The organism is Fluviispira sanaruensis, from assembly GCF_004295685.1.
GTDB lineage: Bacteria > Bdellovibrionota_B > Oligoflexia > Silvanigrellales > Silvanigrellaceae > Silvanigrella > Silvanigrella sanaruensis.
Genome location: NZ_AP019368.1, coordinates 440338 through 459912, shown reverse-complemented (window position 1 = coordinate 459912; position 19575 = coordinate 440338). Strand labels below are relative to the sequence as shown.

At 35.6% G+C, this 19575-nt stretch carries 18 protein-coding genes and 3 tRNA genes; 5 read left to right on the top strand and 16 right to left on the bottom strand.

Annotated elements, in window-relative coordinates; all coding sequences use genetic code 11:
• Positions 1-5 precede the first annotated feature (5 nt).
• From obgE to rplU, 3 genes are all read right to left on the bottom strand, one after another.
• A complete protein-coding gene (gene obgE, locus EZS29_RS01960) occupies positions 6-1034 on the bottom strand; it encodes a GTPase ObgE (RefSeq protein ID WP_130606003.1) in 1029 nt (342 codons plus the stop codon).
• A gap of 225 nt (positions 1035-1259) precedes the next feature.
• The gene (gene rpmA, locus EZS29_RS01955) at positions 1260-1526 is read right to left on the bottom strand and encodes a 50S ribosomal protein L27 (RefSeq protein ID WP_130606001.1); all 267 of its coding nucleotides are present in this window, start codon (positions 1524-1526) and stop codon (positions 1260-1262) included.
• A gap of 105 nt (positions 1527-1631) precedes the next feature.
• A complete protein-coding gene (gene rplU / locus EZS29_RS01950) occupies positions 1632-1958 on the bottom strand; it encodes a 50S ribosomal protein L21 (RefSeq protein WP_130605999.1) in 327 nt (108 codons plus the stop codon).
• A 203-nt stretch (positions 1959-2161) separates the two neighbouring features.
• On the opposite strand from rplU, the gene EZS29_RS01945 reads away from it, so the two are divergent.
• A tRNA-Ser gene (locus EZS29_RS01945) sits at positions 2162-2252 on the top strand.
• 179 nt (positions 2253-2431) lie between these two features.
• Here EZS29_RS01945 and EZS29_RS01940 read toward each other — a convergent pair.
• A complete protein-coding gene (locus tag EZS29_RS01940; RefSeq protein WP_130605997.1) occupies positions 2432-2776 on the bottom strand; it encodes a nuclear transport factor 2-like protein in 345 nt (114 codons plus the stop codon).
• A 426-nt stretch (positions 2777-3202) separates the two neighbouring features.
• Here EZS29_RS01940 and EZS29_RS01935 point away from each other — a divergent pair, with 426 nt between their 5' ends.
• Complete coding sequence (locus tag EZS29_RS01935) at positions 3203-4723, top strand: L-lactate permease (protein ID WP_130605996.1); 1521 nt, start codon at positions 3203-3205, stop codon at positions 4721-4723.
• A 386-nt stretch (positions 4724-5109) separates the two neighbouring features.
• Here the strand turns inward: EZS29_RS01935 and EZS29_RS01930 are convergent, their stop codons facing one another.
• From EZS29_RS01930 to EZS29_RS01915, 4 genes are all read right to left on the bottom strand, one after another.
• Positions 5110-5778, bottom strand: coding sequence for a M24 family metallopeptidase (locus EZS29_RS01930; RefSeq protein WP_130605994.1), 669 nt, complete (start codon positions 5776-5778; stop codon positions 5110-5112).
• 259 nt (positions 5779-6037) lie between these two features.
• The gene (locus EZS29_RS01925; protein ID WP_130605992.1) at positions 6038-6868 is read right to left on the bottom strand and encodes an ABC transporter permease; all 831 of its coding nucleotides are present in this window, start codon (positions 6866-6868) and stop codon (positions 6038-6040) included.
• A complete protein-coding gene (locus tag EZS29_RS01920; protein ID WP_130605990.1) occupies positions 6858-7592 on the bottom strand; it encodes an ATP-binding cassette domain-containing protein in 735 nt (244 codons plus the stop codon). Before EZS29_RS01920 ends, EZS29_RS01925 begins: the two co-directional genes overlap by 11 nt.
• 3 nt (positions 7593-7595) lie before the next feature.
• Positions 7596-8564, bottom strand: a complete 969-nt coding sequence (locus tag EZS29_RS01915; RefSeq protein ID WP_130605988.1) for an ABC transporter substrate-binding protein — start codon at positions 8562-8564, stop codon at positions 7596-7598.
• Between the two features lie 997 nt (positions 8565-9561).
• Between EZS29_RS01915 and dnaX the strand changes: the two genes are divergently transcribed.
• Both dnaX and EZS29_RS01905 read left to right on the top strand, forming a co-directional pair.
• Positions 9562-11463, top strand: a complete 1902-nt coding sequence (dnaX, locus tag EZS29_RS01910) for a DNA polymerase III subunit gamma/tau (RefSeq protein WP_130605986.1) — start codon at positions 9562-9564, stop codon at positions 11461-11463.
• A 172-nt stretch (positions 11464-11635) separates the two neighbouring features.
• The gene (locus tag EZS29_RS01905; protein ID WP_177615573.1) at positions 11636-11977 is read left to right on the top strand and encodes a hypothetical protein; all 342 of its coding nucleotides are present in this window, start codon (positions 11636-11638) and stop codon (positions 11975-11977) included.
• Positions 11978-12004: 27 nt separating this feature from the next.
• Here EZS29_RS01905 and EZS29_RS01900 read toward each other — a convergent pair whose 3' ends face one another.
• From EZS29_RS01900 to EZS29_RS01885, 4 genes are read right to left on the bottom strand one after another with little or no spacing between them, the layout of a single operon-like run.
• A complete protein-coding gene (locus EZS29_RS01900) occupies positions 12005-13300 on the bottom strand; it encodes a hemolysin family protein (RefSeq protein WP_130605984.1) in 1296 nt (431 codons plus the stop codon).
• A gap of 14 nt (positions 13301-13314) precedes the next feature.
• Positions 13315-13875 (bottom strand): rRNA maturation RNase YbeY, encoded by a 561-nt coding sequence (gene ybeY, locus EZS29_RS01895; protein WP_130605982.1) that lies wholly within the window; start codon positions 13873-13875, stop codon positions 13315-13317.
• A 19-nt stretch (positions 13876-13894) separates the two neighbouring features.
• Positions 13895-15367, bottom strand: coding sequence for an outer membrane protein assembly factor BamB family protein (locus EZS29_RS01890; RefSeq protein WP_130605980.1), 1473 nt, complete (start codon positions 15365-15367; stop codon positions 13895-13897).
• 23 nt (positions 15368-15390) lie between these two features.
• On the bottom strand, positions 15391-16194 hold the full coding sequence (locus EZS29_RS01885) for a tetratricopeptide repeat protein (protein WP_130605978.1): 804 nt from the start codon (positions 16192-16194) through the stop codon (positions 15391-15393).
• A 273-nt stretch (positions 16195-16467) separates the two neighbouring features.
• On the opposite strand from EZS29_RS01885, the gene csrA reads away from it, so the two are divergent.
• Positions 16468-16779, top strand: a complete 312-nt coding sequence (gene csrA / locus EZS29_RS16175) for a carbon storage regulator CsrA (RefSeq protein WP_130605976.1) — start codon at positions 16468-16470, stop codon at positions 16777-16779.
• Between the two features lie 3 nt (positions 16780-16782).
• Here the strand turns inward: csrA and murA are convergent, their stop codons facing one another.
• From murA to EZS29_RS01860, 4 genes are all read right to left on the bottom strand, one after another.
• The gene (gene murA / locus EZS29_RS01875) at positions 16783-18183 is read right to left on the bottom strand and encodes a UDP-N-acetylglucosamine 1-carboxyvinyltransferase (protein ID WP_172603725.1); all 1401 of its coding nucleotides are present in this window, start codon (positions 18181-18183) and stop codon (positions 16783-16785) included.
• Between the two features lie 164 nt (positions 18184-18347).
• Positions 18348-18424: transfer RNA gene (locus EZS29_RS01870), tRNA-Val, on the bottom strand.
• Positions 18425-18485: 61 nt separating this feature from the next.
• Positions 18486-18562: transfer RNA gene (locus EZS29_RS01865), tRNA-Val, on the bottom strand.
• 11 nt (positions 18563-18573) lie between these two features.
• Positions 18574-19572 carry an amidohydrolase family protein gene (locus tag EZS29_RS01860; protein WP_130605972.1) on the bottom strand — a complete coding sequence of 333 codons (999 nt, stop codon included), beginning with the start codon at positions 19570-19572 and terminating at the stop codon, positions 18574-18576.
• Positions 19573-19575 lie beyond the last annotated feature (3 nt).

The following is a 19575-nucleotide window of genomic DNA, read 5'->3' as shown; positions in this document are numbered from 1 at the left end:
CAATGTTATTTTTGCCCAAGAACTTCTATAAGTTTATCAAGCATTTCAGTTATACCAATGCGATAGGCAGAGCTGATTTCAAGATAGGGCGTTTTCTTTAATTTTAAATAATTGCGAAAGCCATTTAAGGCCTCGATATTATTAAGAGGTTCTTCAGTTTCCTCATTTGATAAAGAGTCAACCTTAGACACCACTGTGATTCTAGGACGATCTAATAAAGCTTTATCGTAAAGACGTAATTCTTCTAAAATACCATCAAAGTCTGAAATCATGGCTTCAGCAGTTTCTTGACTACCATCAATTAGGTGAACAAGTACACGAGTTCTTTCTATATGGCGTAAAAAATCGTGTCCCAAACCTTTTCCTTGACTTGCTCCAGGAATAAGGCCTGGCACATCGGCCACGACAAATGGATTGGATTCTTTGTGACTTACAACTCCTAGCGTTGGAACAAGAGTTGTAAACGGATAATCTGCGACTTTAGGACGTGCAGCAGAAATTACAGTGATCAACGTGCTTTTTCCAGCATTGGGGCTGCCAATGATACCAACATCTGCAATCATTTTTAGCTCAAGGCGCAATGATTTGCTTTCACCCACTATGGGGGCAATGGTCTTTGTCGGAGCTTGGTTCCGCGCCGTAGTAAAAACGGTGTTGCCAATTCCTCCTTTTCCACCTTTTGCAACGAGAAGTTTATGTCCTTCATAGAGAACTTCTCCAATTATTTCGCCACTCTCGGAGTCAAATGCCACAGTCCCACAGGGTACTTTTAAAATAAGATCATCACCGCAACGGCCTTGACGATTGTTTGTTCCACCTTTTCCGCCCGCTTCTGCTTCGTGAAAACGTTGGTAACGAAAGTCAAGAAGTGTAGACAAACCTTCGGTTGCATAGAGATAAACATCTCCTCCATTGCCGCCGTTGCCTCCATCTGGGCCTCCCGCTGGAACGTATTTTTCTCGACGAAAGTGTGACATACCAAGCCCACCATCGCCGGCTTTTACTTTAATCTCTGCTGTATCAATAAATTTCATAAAAAAAGCCACCATAAGGAATTGAATAATGAGTAAAAGCTGAGAATAAATTCAGGATTTTCTACAAACCCGATACCCCCATTTATATAAAAAAGCTAATAATAAAAATAACTTACTTATATCAAAGGAGGAGACAAAACAAAAAGCCAAGATGCGCATAAAGACTATAAACGCACCTTGGCTTTTAGTAAAAAGATTGAAGCTACAAATTCAGAACTGTAACTCTTAAGCTTTTGCGTCTACTGGATAAACGCTAACGCATTGACGTTCACGAGTTACGTGCTCAAATTTAACTTCACCGTCAATTTTTGCAAATAAAGTAAAGTCTTTACCCATACCTACGTTTGTGCCTGGGTGAATTTTTGTTCCAACTTGGCGAATGATGATATTGCCAGCTCTTACAGTTTCACCACCGTAAGTTTTTACACCACGGTATTTTGGATTGCTATCGCGTCCGTTTTTGGTCGAACCACCGGCTTTTTTACTTGCCATTGTACGAGATCCTTATTTGGTATCCCATAAGATACATGGGAGATTTAATTTAAAAAAACACTCAAAAATTCAATAATTTCTTTATCTTAAACAACAAAGAAAGAATTAACCTTCAATGTGAGTGATGGACAAAGTTGTAAATGGTTGGCGGTGGCCGTGCATTTTCTTGGATTTGTTTTTACGAAGATATTTAAAAACAAGAACTTTGTCTTCGCGACCGTGAGCAACAACCTGAGCAGTTACTTTTGCACCGCTGATAGTTGGCGCTCCAACTTTTAACTCTCCAGCTTTATTGATCATTAAAACTTCAGAGAAAGGCAATGTTGTGCCTACATCTGCTTCAATATAGCTTGCTTTGATTTTATCGCCTTCAGCAACTTTGTACTGACGACCAAAGATATTAACGACTGCGTAATTTGTCTTACTGCTCACAATAGAATTCCTTATACGCTTTTTATGTTAACTTTGTGCTAACATATGGTTTTTAGGTAAGCGCTACCACGCCATAAATACGGCTCAACAAGAGTCGGAAGCTAGCTCATAGTGCAATTTTCCAGCTAGGTCAAGAAGTTTATTTTTTCTTAGGAAGATGCTTGCAATTTCTGAAACGGTCAGGTAGGGATTTGAATCTCAGTGGAGAGATGTCCGAGTGGCTGAAGGAGCACGATTGGAAATCGTGTTTGCGCTAATACCGTAACGAGGGTTCGAATCCCTCTCTCTCCGCCATTCTATATGGCTGTTTATACAGTACCTTAACAGAAATCGCCCGCGCATTGTTGTGCATTTAATCTAAAGCAAAAACGACAGGCCAAAAAATTTAAATACCTACTAATCAGTAGTATTTATTTTATCAATACGGGAATCTTGCCGGACAAACTGTTTTTTTATATTTTCTACTCGCATTGCTATTTATTTAAAAAAGGCGATGCATCAAAAAAGAGTTCTATTTTTTTAATGGATTGATTCAAAAAAGTCATGAGCACAGCAGCTCTAGATTTCCCAGCTACGCTTGTTAAATCAAATGCAAGCATCACTTGATCATCATGACTAAACTTTGCTCTTACCTCTATCTCCTGCGCAAAATTACAATAATCGGCAATCCACGGAGTTACATTTTCTTTACCATTTAACGCTTTGATTGGGCTTATAAACTCTACATCAGGATGTAATAATTTTTCAATTTCATTTATTTTTTTTTGAACAATAAATGAATAATAATTAAGTGCCATATCTAAATTCTTATTTGTCATACTTATATCCCCATAAAATGGCCAAAAAATATCGCATTTCAACATAAATATTGCATTGCATATAATGTATGTCAAGATTTTTTATAGAAAAAAATTATATGCTATAATGCAATTAATTCATATAAATTTACAATTGAAATACCTTAACAATAATAGGTTAATTTCTGCAATTTCAAATAAGTCTTTAAAGACTTCACCTTTCCATCTCCCGATTCAAAGAAATAGATTATTTATTTTTTCAAAAGAGACTTTTAAAATCCTTAAAAATGAATTAGTATGATCCAATTATATGGTATAGTATACATTTTTTATTAATATTATATATTTTGTATATTTTATTTTAAATTTTTAATATTTAAATGTTATTTTATTATTTCTTTACAAATAATAAAATAACATTTAAGCCTCATTTTAAGAGTGAATTATATGACACTATTATTATCTATTTCTCCCATTATTATTTTAATATTTGTTTTATTTGTATTTAGATTATCATTAGCTATGTCTGGCATTATTTCTCTAATATATACGATATTAATAAGTTCAATTTTTTGGTCCTTACCTCAAATCTATACTTTAAGCTCCCTGCTCAAAGGTGCATTTATTTCCTTAGATATTATTTTAATCATATTTGGCGCAATTTTCTTTTTAAAATACCTTACGCAAGCTGGAACAATACAAGTTATCGAGTTGCATCTTAAAGCATTATCGCCAGATAGGAGAATTCAGGCACTTCTTATCTCTTGGCTCTTTGGTGCATTTATTGAAGGCACAGCCGGTTTTGGAACACCCGCAGCAATCGTAGCTCCATTTTTAGTGGCAATTGGATTTACGCCTTTTCTAGCAATAATAGTTGCATTAACTGCAAACAATGCTTCAGTTGCATTTGGCGCAATTGGAACTCCAGTACGAATTGGTTTTGAAGGATTAAAAACCGCAGATGTTTCCTTTTATGCTGCTTTTATCAATTTAATAACAGGAATGATAGTTCCATGTATGATATTATTTTTTGTTATTATGACACATAAAAAAGATCGCATGAAAAACTTTATAGAATGCTTACCTTTTGCATTATTCTCAGGAATCTGTTTTCTCGTACCTTATTTTATTACGTCATTATATGCTCCTGAGTTATCATCTATTTTAGGTTCAACAATCGGTTTGCTCTTAATGACAATTATCACTAAGTTTAAAATATTTGTTCCTAAAAATATTTTTAAATTTTCTGATGAAGTAATACTTAATAATGAACAGAAAAAATCCTCGATTTTTAATGGAATTTATCCATATATTATTTTATTATTTTTATTATTAATTGGTAAATTCTTTTTTCAAAATTCAAAAATATTCTCAGTCAGCTTACCTGCTGACTTGTCCTATTCCCTTCAATTATTTAATCCAGGTATAGTTTTTTTAATGACCATTTTAATTACTTTATTTTTTAAACGGATAAATAATCAACAATTTAAACTATGCTTAAATGCATCTATTAAGCCCTTATTTAAAACTGCAATTGCAATTTTTTCTGTTTGCTCTTTGGTTCAGATTATGATCGCTACGGGGAAAGGAATAACCCCCTTACCAGGCATGTTTGAAGAAATTGTCATTTTTTTAAAGTCAAATTATTTTCCATATTTTTCAATTTTAATTGGCGCATTTGGGGCCTTTTTATCAGGAAGTGCAACCGTTTCGAATTTAGTGTTCGCACCAATTCAATCACAAATTGCTCAGCAAATATTTTATTCCGAAGGATGGATTCTTGCGTTCCAGTTGGTGGGTGCAGGTGCAGGAAATATGATAGCTTTACAAAATATTTTAGCAGTTCAATCCACAGTTGAATCCTCAGGTAAAGAAGCTGAGATACTATCAAAACTTCTTTTACCGTGCCTGATCTATATAGTAATAGCTACCATTGTTGGAACGATATTATCAAAGGTAATCATATGAGATTTGACTTAGCAATGAAACCTTTTTAAGCAAGATCAATGCCCATCTATTAGAAAAATTTAATTTCCTTTTAGACTTGCTGTAAATAAAAAAAATACTTTATGAAACTCAAGCATATTTACTTTTCATTAATTTAAAGATGTCACTCACAAAAAATTATGATTGAGTGATTTCATTTATTGGAAATAAAAATAAGAAAATAAAAGTAATTATTTTTTTAACTAAGAAAAATTATAAATCAATTAAAAAAATCGTTTTATTTTTTATTCAATTTATTTAGTCTGTAGTTTTGAATCTAAAAGAAATAAGAATATTACTCCTATTTTATTATTTACAGCTTTTATTCTCATGACAAATTTAAAAAAGATCGTAAAGATATAAATTTTTCACAACAAAAGATCTTCATAGAAAGCACCAAACTTCATACTTGGGTGACATATTTGTAATTCCAAAATCCATCTTTCTGCAGACGGAATAAAATCGAGGTCAAATAAGCATGCATTTGAATATTTTGAGTGCGAGAATTCCGACAGCCGATGCCCTTTTACACATTCAGGTAACAGTACATAACCCATTTTTTCGACTTGCCAACGCGTGTATTCACATATTTTCTGGCCCGTTGCCTGAGTATTTCGCCAATGTTGTTGAACGTCGTCAAAAAGTTCTTTTATATCATTCTTAATTTGCAAAAATTGCTGCGCATCACCTATAACAAAAGTATTGCCACAGTCACCTTCAATACCATCCCATACAGGGCCCACATCGATATAAAAAATATCATTCTCTTTTAAAGTAACATTCTCTCTATAGGTATCATCAAAACTTAAAATGGTTGATTCACCAAAGCGGATATGCGTCTTATGCCAAAACTTTCGAACACCACAATCCGCAAAATATTGATTTGCCATTTTTATAGCTTCAAGCTCTGTCATTCCTGGATAAATTTGCTGTTTAATTGCTTCAATAGCGGCCCAAGTTTTATTACGAGATGTCGTGGTCATCGATAAAATAGCATTTGAGTTTATATTTTCAATTTCAAGTTGATTAATGGACATGACTTCGTACCTTTCAGAGAAAAATTAAAGAAATAGAAATTATACAAAACTCTATTAGCATCTTTTAAGATTTTTAGACTGCACTAAAAAACTACACGTAAAGTTGTATTAAGAATTATAGAATCACTGGCAGATGTATAGTTATTTTTGCGTCTAAAATATTTGGCAAATCATACTAACTGCCTCTTAAGTTATTTGAATTCTAGGCTCTACAGAGTGGCAATACAAATAAACTTTGTCTTCAGGAGAGATCAATTTATCAATTCATATCTTTACCTCCTTTTTGTATTGCGAGCACAATCAACACAATACTTCCGGTAAAAAATCTTAAGTCTGATGGCGCTAGGCCAAAAGATAAGGCTATTCCCTGAATTTGTTGATAGATAAGTGCACCAATAAAAGGGGCTGCGAGTTGTTTTGTTATTGTTTTATTTCCTATGATTGCTTCACCAATCATAAGGCTTGCCAATCCATGAATTACTATACCTACACCAATGCCTACATCCATGAAATTCTGCATTTGCACTATTAAACTGCCTGCAAGACCAAACATAGAACCTGCAATGAATAATCCCAAGCTGGTATACTTGTTTACGCTGATCCCATGGTTCATAGCAAACTTAGGATTATTGCCAATAGTTCGCAATTGCAAACCAAAATCAGTTTGCAAAAACAAGGCGAAAGGTATAATGCAAAGTACACAAACAATAATTAGCAATATAAGATCAATTTTTATGCCACTCATCTCGAACAAAGCTATATTTGGTTTACCCATAATCCTAAGGTTAACACTATAAGCCATAGTACTAAGTATTATCCCTGCTAGAAGACTATTGACTTTAAGTCGCAAAGCTACTTGCGATGTCCCCACTGCGAGCAATCCTCCCGCCAACACACCACCAACAATAGAAAATATTTGTGGAATACCAGCAACAATTAGGCTTGCACACACTGCACCTCCAAGTGGATAAGCCCCTTCTGCTGTCAAATCAGGGAAGTTGAGGAAACGGAATGGAATCATAATGCCAAAAGCAATCATGGCTAGTAATAAACCCTGCAATATCCCAGTATGAAAAAGCTCAGTTGCCACTTTCACCTCCGGATACTAAGAGTTGATCTTCATACTGATGAAACATTGCAAGTAAATCATGCACTGCCAAAGCCTTCTTTTGCTTCCCTTGAAAGTCCAGCGCTACTTTTCCTTGGTGAAGCATAATTAAGCGATTACCATATTTAATAGCATCATCCATTTTATGCGTAATCATTATAGCAGTGAGTTCAAGATTCTTGGTTTGCTTGTGAGTATATTCCATAAGCAGAGTCTGCATTTTTGGATCAAGCGCCGAAGTATGTTCGTCTAATAATAAAATTTGTCTTCCAGAATGAATCGCCATTAGGGTTGCAATCATTTGTCTTTGCCCACCAGATATCATTTTCAGTGGCTGATCTATATATTCCTCTAAGCCAATATCTAATTCTTTTAGCTTTTGAATAACTTGATTTCGATACCTTCTATAAAATAGTAATTTTGGTGAATTTATTTCATTTAAGGCAATATTCTCAAGTAGAGTCATTTCAGGAACTGTACCCAAGTTTACATCTTGTACAACTTGGGCCACAGCACCTTTTAGTTTTATCGTGCCAGAATCCGCTTTATATTCATTGCTAATTAACTTAAGTAACGTAGATTTACCACATCCATTGGCTCCAATTAGAATGCAGAAATCTCCTTTTTCTACCGATAAACTCACTTCATTTATCACAGGCCTAAAAAGGCCATGAAATGACTTGGTCACTTTTTCAATATGAATCATAAGTCACTCAATAATTTCTATATTGGAAGGAAAGCTAAGACCTAGCTCTATTGCAAGCTTTTTATTAATCACGCCATGATGTTCCTCAGCAGTTGGATAAAATGGATTTAAATCACTGATATTTTGTCCTCGCATAACCTCTGCTGTGAGTTTCGCTGCATTTCTACCAACAGCAGTATAATCAACTCCATAACTTGCAAGAGCTAATCCATCTTTCACGGCTTGTGCTTCTACGTTAAATACAGGAATATGAAATTTACGGGCTTCGGCGCTAATAACTGGTAATGTTGGTTGGATTGGTCCACTCGTACCAACATAGATAAAATCTACTTTGCTTTTAAATTCTTGCATTCTAATTTGGACATCACGAGCTTGTTCCACTGGTATTGCGATAACAGAAATATCAAACTCTAATGCACTTGCTTTCATCATATGAACGAGTGCAATATCGTTCGCTTCTGAAGTTGCATACAATAGTCCAACTCTCCTTGCTTCTGGTAAAATTGATTTAGCAAATTTCAGAAATGCCCCTAAATCTTGCATATCGGAACTCCCTGTAATATTTGCCTCAGCTTTATATTTCTCTTTAATCAATCCAGCTTCAACAGGATCTGTAATGACTGTATAAATTAAAGGAATATCATGAATCTTACCTTTGGCTGCCTGCGCAATTGGGGTGGTTAAAACCAGCATGGCTTTTGGGTTTTTAGCTTTAAGGCTGATAAGCATTTGAGGGATCAAGCTTGGATCGAATCCAGCATCTGCAGTTTCGTAGTGTATACTTTGATTTTCTATAAATCCTTCGACTCTCATCTGCTCTTTGAAACCAAGTATGGCAGCATCAAGTGAAGCGTGTGAGCCATAATTAGCTATAGCGATAACTGGCAGCTCATTGTTTGTCTTTTTATTATAAAGAATGAGTGCTATTATAAGAATAATAAAGACAGCAATAAAGTAGGGAGTTTTTTTCATATATTCTCCATGTCAACATTTAATTTTTTATAGATAAAGGTAATTAATATAAATTTTAATGAAGGTCAGTTACTGATAAGTAACTATTATAATATGATAGGCCGAAAGGCCATAGTATAAAAAAAATAGGGGATATTTGAAATGAGGATTCTAAAACAAGAGGTAACATTTTATAAACCACAAACTAAAAATTGACAAAGTAACGCATACAAACGAATTAACGCCAGCACCACCATTGAGTTGTCAAATTTTTATTTACTAAGTTTACCATTGTTTGTTATATCCTATTAAATTGCAATAAAGCTTTATTAAAAGGCTCAGTATTTTGAATATCCTAATATTGTTACTATGTCAAACATATATTATTTTTTTTAAAAGTTCGTAATGCTGGTTGCTATGTTTAAAGGAACTTAATACTTTTTTGCACTTCTTTTAAAGGATATAAATTTTAAGTTTTAGCATCAATTAAATTTATAATTTTTCATTATTCTTTTTTATCATTATCTAATAGATATTTAATAACTTTTAAAGCTTCTCAAAAGTTATATACACTCACTCGACAAGTATGGCTTTTCCCCATTGACTTATTCTGAAATAAGATGTAACACCAATTTAGGTTGAGGAATAAAACCCTCAAACGCTCAATCCCTCGGGATTGTAAGTATGCCTAAAAAACATACAAAGCAACCATGAGAGGTGGTTGTAGGCCCTTAGTGTTTTTCTAATGAACCCGCCAGAGTCGGAAGGCAGCAACGGTGTTTAGGATGACAGGTAAGACCAGCTTGCAGCCACCCCTCATGGTTGTTTTTTTTATTTTACTTGTTCATGTTAAAATTATGTACTTCCCTTGAACTTTCTTGATTTTTGTTTTTCCTGAACACATACTATTTCTAATTGAAAGTTATCATTCTTGTTTTTTGCAAGGATTGATAATCTCTAATTATGTGATAAATCAATATTAACTCTTATTTTTAAATTTTTATTCGGTAACCCAACTATGCGCTTAGACAACAACTCCCAAAACCATATTACCCCTCTCCATGAGGATAAAAATTATATTGTTTTGGCACGACGCACACGCCCACAAAGTTTTTCAGAGCTTGTGGGCCAAGAAGATGTCTCCAAAGCCATCGAAGGAATGCTTTCCAATAAAAAAGTTCCCCACGCTTTTCTTTTTACAGGCACAAGAGGAACAGGAAAAACCTCCAGTGCACGTATCCTGGCAAAATCTCTCTGCTGCGAAAAAGGTCCGACCCATTCCCCTTGTCAAACTTGCGTCCATTGCACACAAATCACTGCGTGCGCCCACGATGACGTCCTTGAAATCGACGGAGCTTCAAACACAGGCATTGACAATATCAGGGAATTACGGGAAGCAACTCGTTTTTATCCAAATTCGGCTCGTTATAAAGTTTTTATCATTGACGAAGTGCATATGCTCAGCACGGGTGCATTCAACGCCTTATTGAAAACCCTTGAAGAGCCACCTCCGCAAGTTGTATTTATCTTAGCCACGACAGAGCTGCACAAAGTTCCTATCACCGTGCGCTCTCGCTGCATGATCTTTTCCTTTAAAAAAATAGACCCTGCGGTGATCACGGAACATTTAAAAGGTATTTTGCACAAAGAAAATATTCAATTTGAAGACGATGCCCTGAAAATGATTGCGCGCGAAGCAAAAGGCTCTCTAAGAGATTCTCTCAGTCTTCTCGAACAGATCATTGCAATTTGTGATCACACATTTATTTCAACTGAACAAACAAAAAAAGGACTTTGCTTACAGGGAGAAGAAATAGCTGAAAGAATATTCTCTGCTATTTGCACTCAAGACATAGGCCAAGCACTTGAACTCTTGCAGCAAGCAGATACCGCAAGCCTTGATATCGCAACTCTGATAGAAAACACAGCACAGCTCTTCCGCAATAGTATGCTTATCAAGAGCCTAAATGATAAAGAAAGAACCATTCGTCTCACTCAGCTCTTACCAAAAGAATATGATTCTTTAAAAATGACCGCAGACAAGCTATCCATAGCAAGTTTAAGTGAAATATTTAGACTGCTTTCAAGTTCTGTAAAAGAAATTGCTCGAAGCAATGCAGGCCTTGCGTGGGCTGAAATTATAATCACAGATTGTATTGCCCGAGCAGAATGGCTCTCAGCGGCGGAAATCATGTCACTCATGCGCAGTGGAGGAGGACAGAGTGCTCCTCCACTGCGCAGTGCAGCACAAAAAACCAATACAGCAAGTCAGGAAAAGACACTGACAAAAGAAGAACTAAGAGTAACAGCACCTCCTCTACAAAATCCTGGCAATGTAAAAGCAAATTCTATTGATTTAGACGCATTTAAAAATCTCGTAATGCATGCCGAAAAAAGAAGCAAAACATTAGCTACACGGTTGGGATTTGCAAAAATCGATATTTTTACTGCCAAAACAGTCCAATTTTCAGATTCGCCAGAAAACTCAACCTATCTTTCCTTTAATGAATCTGATTTAATTCACTTTTGGGAAAGCATACGGGAAATTGGTTTTCAAGATGCTGAATTTAAAGGATCATTTACACCTAAGGCTCCGCAAACAAGAAAAATATCAATCAAAGAACAGCGACCCCTGCATGATAATTCAAAAAATCCATCAGACAGACAAACTCATTCACTCAAGACCCCCAAAAACCAACAAAGCGTTGCTCAACATTTTCAAAAATATAATGAAAATATAAGTATAAATGCAAAAACAGAAAGTAAACAACCAACAAAGAAGGCTATATCTCTCTCAGAAATTAAAACCCATGAAAAAAGCCAAGATTTTCAACAAAGAGAGAGAGCTATTCTTGAAAAAGAACATATTCAACAACTTAAAAAACTCGCAACGGAGATTCAAATCACTTCACTCGATTAAATTTGTGCAATTTTTTAAAAAAAGAGCACAAAAGTCAATTCTGTTCTTGCACTCAGAAAAAAGATTTGGTTACATTTTTTACTGGTATATGACAGAGGCAATCTCATTACCGATTTTTAAAAAGAAGTATATATAAGTTCCGCTAAATTAAGGTTTATTTCTGGAGGTTCTGATGGTTCTAAATGCTGACACTATTGATGAAAAATTACTTCATCAAGTAAATCAATCAATCGAAATGGCAAAATCTGACGACGAAGACGAAGAAGATGATGACGATTTCTATGACGAAGACGATGATGACGAAGATGATGACGATGATTTCGATGACGATGATGATGACTACGGCGACGATGACGATGACGATTATTATGATGATGAAGACGAAGATGATGAATATTATGATGATGAAGACGAAGATGACGATGATTTAGATGATGAAGACGACGACTTTTACGATGACGATGATCTCGATGACGAAGACGACGATGATTTAGATGAAGATGAGGATGAGTGATTCTTAAATTCTTTTGCAAAGAGTTTTTTAAGCATTGCTCAATCGCACAACGACTCGGCGAACTCTTCTTTTGCTGACCTCAACAACTTCCATTATCACATTGTTGATTGTTAATTTATCCCCTGATTTTGGAATTTGTCCAAAATGATGTAAGATAAGTCCTGCTAAAGTATCAAATTCTTGGTTATCATTTCCCTTTATTAAGTCTGCAACTTTTATATCGAAAAAGTCACAGAAGTCATCAATATGTATTTTACATTCTACTAAAAATTGATTGGCAACTTGTGTAGGCCTAATTGCATCTTCTTCGTTGTCAAATTCATCTCGCACTTCACCGAATATTTCTTCAAAAATATCTTCCATTGTAACAATACCGCTCGTTCCACCATATTCATCTAGTACAATAGCCATATGTTGTTTATGTCTTTTCATCTCTTGAAAAAGATGATCGACTGCTTTTGTTTCAGGTATAAACATCACTTCACGTCGAATTTCAGACACATTTGCATCGAGTCGTGAAGATTCATGTTGATGCTTTTTTAAGAAAAAAAGCGCATCTTTTGCATGAATTGTTCCAATAATATTGTCAATTTTATCTTCATATACAGGTATGCGTGATAGACCCGTTTCTTTAAATTTATCGATCACATCGACAATTTTCATGGATTGAGAGACTGCGGTTAAATCGATTCTATGAACCATAATCTCACGCACCACTGTGTCACCTAATTCAAAAATACCAGAAAGCATATCATGTTTTTGTTCAGCAATGACTCCTTCTTTTTCACCTACATTTATTAAAAATTCGAGTTCTTCTTCGGTGATTTGAGGATCATTCGACAATTTATTTTTTCGTGAAAATAATGATCCAATATAATTGCTTACAAAAGTCATCAATAAAGTTACAGGAAGTAATATAAGATAAAATATTTTAAATACTTTTAAAGCTGGAACGACTATTTTTACCGCATTGGCTTTTGCAAATGTTTTAGGAATAATTTCTGCAAATAAAACAATGATTATTGTCATGACTGCAGTGACTACAAAAATAGAAGATGAGCCAAAATGTTTACGGATAATATCATCAACAAAAACGGAGGCAAAAATATTTGCGAGATTGTTTCCGATTAAAAGAGCAGCTAAGACCCGATTTGGTGTGTTCAACCATAGTTTTAAAATCTGAGATGATTTCTGCCCAGACTCATACATATGCTTTGCTTTTAAGTTAGAAATACTTGTAGCAGCAGTTTCTGTCATAGAAAAGAATGCAGAAAGACTTAAACTGATAAATACAATCAAGAGACCAATCAACAATGATTCCAATTCAGGGTCTCCTTTTATTTTATAAGATCAGCATGACACCAGTTTGCTTTTCCCATTGCTAAAATAACTTCCTTTTTTATAATTTTTTCTACATGCGACATAACTTTCCAAGCATGTTCATTCCGTTCATGATCAAATCCCTTTAAATGAATAATACCATGAATTATCATTCTTTCTAATTCTTCAGAAAGAGTCATACGTGCACGTTTTGCCTGATTAAAGCAAACAGGTAGACAAATAAGAATATCACCTAAATAGTCAAAGCCCGAAGCTGGATCAGAATCTAGAGCAGGAAAACTTAAGACATCTGTCGGGTAAAGCTTTCCTCTAAATTGGGAGTTAATCGATAACATTTCTTCACTGTCACAAAAACGAATAGACACTTCAGTGGAAAAGTCACAAAGAAGAGAGAGAATAAATTTTAGTCTATGCTTAATATCATTCATATCCACAGATATTTTAACGACTTCTTTTTGTTCAAGATACTTGCCATCACGGGACTTTAATATTTTCTTAAATTTTTTTGTAGAAAAAATAATATTTGTAGAAAATTTAAGCTTTTTTATTTTATGCATTTTTTTCACTATCTAAAATTTATGAACCAGAAAGTTGATCCTTGGATATCTTAGCATAAAAGCAACGAAATCCCTCTTGAGCAAAACTCAAACAGGCTTCGGCATTGTCATACCCAGCAAAAAACTCTCCATTTACATCACCAATAGGTAAATTTTCGGCAAGTATCTTTCCAGTTTTGGGGTCAAGCATAAAAACTTGTCCCTTATAAGAGGCCGCGAAAAGCGCTCCAGAACGGCTCAAAAAAATGCTTGCAATGGGCGACGCATCTTTTAAAAGTTGAGTTGTCCAGTTTTCCTTACCTGAAGTTGTATTTAAGCTAATCACTTTACCTGAAGACGAACCAATAATGACATTGTCCGCATAAAGTTTAGCTTGTGCGACAGCCCCCACAGGATAACTCCAAATAGCAGCCCGAGAATCGAGTGAGAGATTTTGCGTCATACTTTCTGCATTCGATACGATGACATTTCTTTTATAAAGAAGTGGCAAAGCAACGACAGCAGAAAAGCGATCAGGTCCAGCAGGCAATTGAGTCAAAGCTCTTTGCTCTTCGTTTGCAGATGGAATTTTCCAAGACCAATAAATAGAACCTGATTTTGGATTTAAAAATAAAACTGTCCCAAGCTCTGTCCCCACAATTACTTCGGACGATGTGACTAAAAGAGAATTGCTGCTCATACGTAAATTCGAATCGGGAGCGAGACGAGTCGCCCATGCTAACTTTCCAGTTTGCCAATCAATCGCTTGTAAATATTCCGAAGCGGAAAATGCATAAACATAACCATTTTTAACGACAGGAGTTCCAACCGATTCGGAAGAATAAGGGAAAACCCATTTCATACCTTGTGGCAAAGCAGCTATTTTATTTGGTTTAGCACCAGTGATCTTTCCATCTTCTGTATAGACAGGTTTAGGTCTAAACTCGGACATTATTTTTCTCGCATACGTTCCCCAAAAGTAAATATTGTCTTTACCAAGCTTTGGTAGATACGCATTGCTAGGATCTGCTTCGACTTTAAAAAGAAATCCTTTTGCCGTTCCGAATAGCCAGGCATTGTCATAAAAAATAGGAGTCGTAGAAAGTGCTCCAGGTATAGGAAAACTTGCCATATAATGGCCATATTTATTTAAATCAAAACAATTTAAAGTATTGGTTTCTGGCGAAGCTCCGCAAACAGGACGGGGGATAAGCGGAACCGTTTTATTTACGATTCCTAAAAAAGATTGATTCGCTTTTTTTCTTAACTCCAATTGGTTTTCTAAAGAAAAAGTATTTTCAGGAGTCAATCCGCCAAATTGAGAAAAAGTTCTTTTATTCGGCATAACCACAGTAGATAAAACCGATGGAGAGTTCCATTGTCCTGGAGGATAAGCACCAATCACTTCGAAAATTTCTGGACGAGATTTTACAATCTTGATTTCAGGAAATTGAATGGCACTTGCACTCACACCCCAAAACACACTTAAGTAACAAATATTAAAAAATTTCATTAAAAAATCCTACTACAATTTGGTTAAATATCTAAATAATTCAACCAAATTCTTGCTTGCTGTTGTATCTGGGATGCTTGAGTAGACATTTCTGGAGGAGTTGTTTCACTTTTAGTAGATATAATTTGACTAAATATTTTTTGAGCTTCTTGCTTATTTCCAGCTAAAAATAAGATTTGTCCTTGCAAAAAACGTGCTTGATTTGGCATTGGATTTGCAGGAATGTCTTCAACTAATTTTAATTCTTCGAGCGCTTTTGAATTATTTTGTTCGGCTGCATAAATAGTGGCCAAAGCAGTGCGCACACGAATTTCGACTAAAGGATATTTATTTAAATTATTTTCAATTGGCTCTAGCACTTCTTTTGCTTTATTATTTTGTCCCTTAGTAATAAAATAACTTGCAGCGCGCACAGCAGCTTGCCACCCACTCGGTTCTGTTGGATGATCTTTGGCAAATTGTGCAAATAAATTCATACTATTTGTGTTATCAGGCATTTGATCTTTTGGTAAATGTTCTTTTGCAGCATTGGCAAGTTTCTGAAAAGCCATATTTTCTAGATTATAAATGGAATCAATCGAGGCGAATTCAGCAGCGAGCTTACCTTCTCTATTTTTTACTATATTATTATAAACTAAAAAAGTAATACCAGCTATAAATACAAATAAAATAGAACCTATTAAAGTCCATTTTCTTCTTTGTGCCACCCGTATCGCACGATAAGAAGTCTCTTCAAAAAGACTATTTGCTGAACTTCTTTTAGGATTGATTATTTCTGTTTTAGAAGGTTCATTATTCTGAAAAGTATTGCGTAATAGACGGATCACGTTCGACTCCCTAAATCAGACAAAATTAGAAATCAGTTTGGAGAGATCCCTCACAAACATTATCTTATCTCTACTCACTAACACAGATAAAAGAAATTGTAAGCACCAGCATAAAGCAATGCTTTCTCCCTTTTTTGCCGATCTTGCGACAAAAGAATAGCACATACCTCACATTTCGACATCCCTAGAAAGATCGGATACGTTATAATAGCTTTAATAAAACATACAAGACTCGCAATAAGAGAGCTTGGCTGGCCATGGAGGGTCTGCATCGTGCTGGTATTGACTCGGAAGGTTGGAGACGTCATAGCCATTGGAGATAATATTAAAATTATCGTTATGGCCATTAAAGGGAAACAAGTTCGCCTGGGCATAGAAGCGGACAGGTCAACTGTTGTTCATAGAGAAGAAGTTTATCAAAAAATTAAACAAGAGACCAACGCTGCCGCTCAAAGCACAGTCAATTCGACGAGTGTTGCAAAAGAACTGTTACAAAACTCTCCTGAAAATGAAATAAAGACAAAACCTGAAAAAAAAGGTGTCAGAATCATTAAGAGAGCGGCAGACAAAGACAAGAATAAATAAGAATTAAACAGATGTGAGTGTGCCTTGAATAATTGAGACATCAGCTCCCATTTGATTTAATTTTTCAACAATATTATCATATTTTCTTTGTAATTCTTGTATATTTGACAAAATAGTCGGTCCGCTGCCAACAAGGCCAGCAATGACGAGACACATTCCCGCCCGAATATCTGTAGGCATTCTAAAATTACCGCCTTTTAGAGGAGTCGGTCCGTGAATAATAGCCGAATGAGTATGGTTTTTATGTTTAAATCGACAGGGAGCTTCACCTAAACAAGTCGAAAAAAGATTGATATTCGCTCCCATACTATTGAGAAAATGAGTATATCCCAAGCGATCTTCAAAGATTGTTTCGTGTAAAATACTTATGCCATCTGCTTGCGTAAATAAAACCATGAAAGGTTGTTGCCAATCCGTCATAAAGCCAGGATGAACTTCAACTTCTATATGACTCTGTTTGAGCCTTTTTCCTTTCGGACTGGAGACAAAAATCCCTTCCGAATTCACTCTAAATTCAGCTCCCATCCTCTGTATATAATTTAAAAAACTGTAGAGTGGATCGTGGGGAATTTTTTCCAATAAAACATTCCCGCCTGTTGCCAAAGCAGCACAGGCAAAACTCACGGCTTGATTGCGATCCGGCATAATGCGCAATTCACAGCCTTTTAGTTTATCTACCCCTTGAATAATATAAGTTCTATTTGCATTCATCGTAATGTCTGCACCCATTTTTTGCAGCATTTTTACGAGTTCAATCACCTCAGGTTCAATGGCCGCATTTTCTATGACTGTTCTGCCTTTTGCGAGGGTCGCAGCAATAATTAAATTTTCAGTCGTCATGACGCTCGGAAAAGGCAAGACGATGTGAGCACCCCGCAAACCATTTTCATCTACAGAGATATGATAAAGATTGTCGTCTAACTCAACATGAGCACCCATTTCAATCAGTCCATTGATGTGAAAATCAACGGGTCTTTTACCGATTTTATCACCACCTAAAGCAGCATAAATATATGCTTTGCCAAAGCGATGAAGAAGTGGGCCCACAGCTAAAATAGAAATTCGATTTTTTTGGCATATTTTCCTAGATATTGAATTTTTCATGACTTCATTTGCACAAAGTCGAATGGTATGCTCATCGAGATATTCAACTCTCCCACCCAAAAATGCGAATAACTCTTCTGCAATTTTACGTTCGTTCACTGCTGGCGCATTTTTAATAAGAATATGTTCGTTCGTTAGAAGAGCTGCGATAATGCATTTAGTGACTTGATTGCTACTTCCTGCAATAGAAACCTTTCCACCAGAAAGTTTTCTCCCGCCATTAATCCTAAAAAGCTGTTCAACAGACATACCGCTTCCTTCATCTTTTCCGTTTTGCAAATTTTTTTTATTTTTTTGCAAATTTAATCTTCCCCGCACGATTGGGACCATTTCTTCATAATGCAGCAGTCTAAAAATTACTATCGCCAGCTATGAGAAAAACATTATATTTTAAGTCGATATATATGTTGAATTTTTTGTTTTAAGTTACGGAATTATTTGCAGATAGATTCGGAAGTAAAAAATGGTGGGTGCTTAGGGACTCGAACCCCAGACCCTCGCCTTGTAAGGGCGACGCTCTAACCAACTGAGCTAAGCACCCAAACTTGATAAACTTCTTAGCTCTAAGAAGAAAAATATCTGCCACGGAACCCATTAAAAAATGGTGGGTGCTTAGGGACTCGAACCCCAGACCCTCGCCTTGTAAGGGCGACGCTCTAACCAACTGAGCTAAGCACCCGTGCAGAACATTCAAGTTAGGACTTCTTCAGTATGCGACCTATCAAGCAATGTCAACAGCCTTTCTTGATTTTTTTTGAACTCATCGATATTAAAGCCAAAAAATTCTTTTACGCGCAGATCACGTAGAAATGGATTTGCAATTTTCGAGATCTCTTTATAAAGAGCGATCCCCGTTTTATCGATCAACAGAAGAGGAAAAGCCGGCACAGGCCAATCTGTACCAAACAAAAGGCGCTCTTTTAGCACACTTTTTTGCGCTAAACGAAATAAGCGGATTGCTGAGCGCACCCGTGTTGGGTTAAAAAGCCCCGATGTGTCCAAATAGAAATTTTCATATTTTCTTGCGTATTCTTCTGCAAGCTCGATTTGTGAAGGTGTTCCAGCATGCGCTGCTATAACAGTCACTCCCATATCAAGTGCTGTTTTTAATTTTTTGAGATGATTGAATTTTAGCCACCCCGATACGGGCTCAGCAAAAGTAAACTCCCGATCAACGTGAGAAAGCAAAGGGATTTTTGCCGCACGCAAAGAATCATAAAAAGCCAGACATTTTTTATTTTCAGGATCTATACCCATGACAGAAGGAAGCCACTTGAGCAAAAACACATTATTTTCTATGCACTTTTCCAATTCATTTAAGAAATCCTTGCGATAAGGATGAATAGATGCTCCCAATAAAAAAGATTCACTAAATTTTTGTGCGGCAAAAAAGCCCCAGCTATTTGGTACATAAAGCTGACTTAGTTCAAGTTTTTGCTCACCATTTTCCAAATAAACAGAATCAAAGCAAAGCACCGCAGCTCTGCTAATACAGCCTGAATTTTTGATAAGATCTGAAATTCGCTTAATCCAAATTAAGTCAATATCTGTTAACATTTGCTCATTCGATATTTTTTGCGAGTATTTTAAATACCGAAAAGTAGGCCTTTTTTCAAAAGATTTTCCTAAAATTATTCCTGATTGTGCACATCCAGATCCAGCTAAATGAACATGAAAATCTATCAACATAAA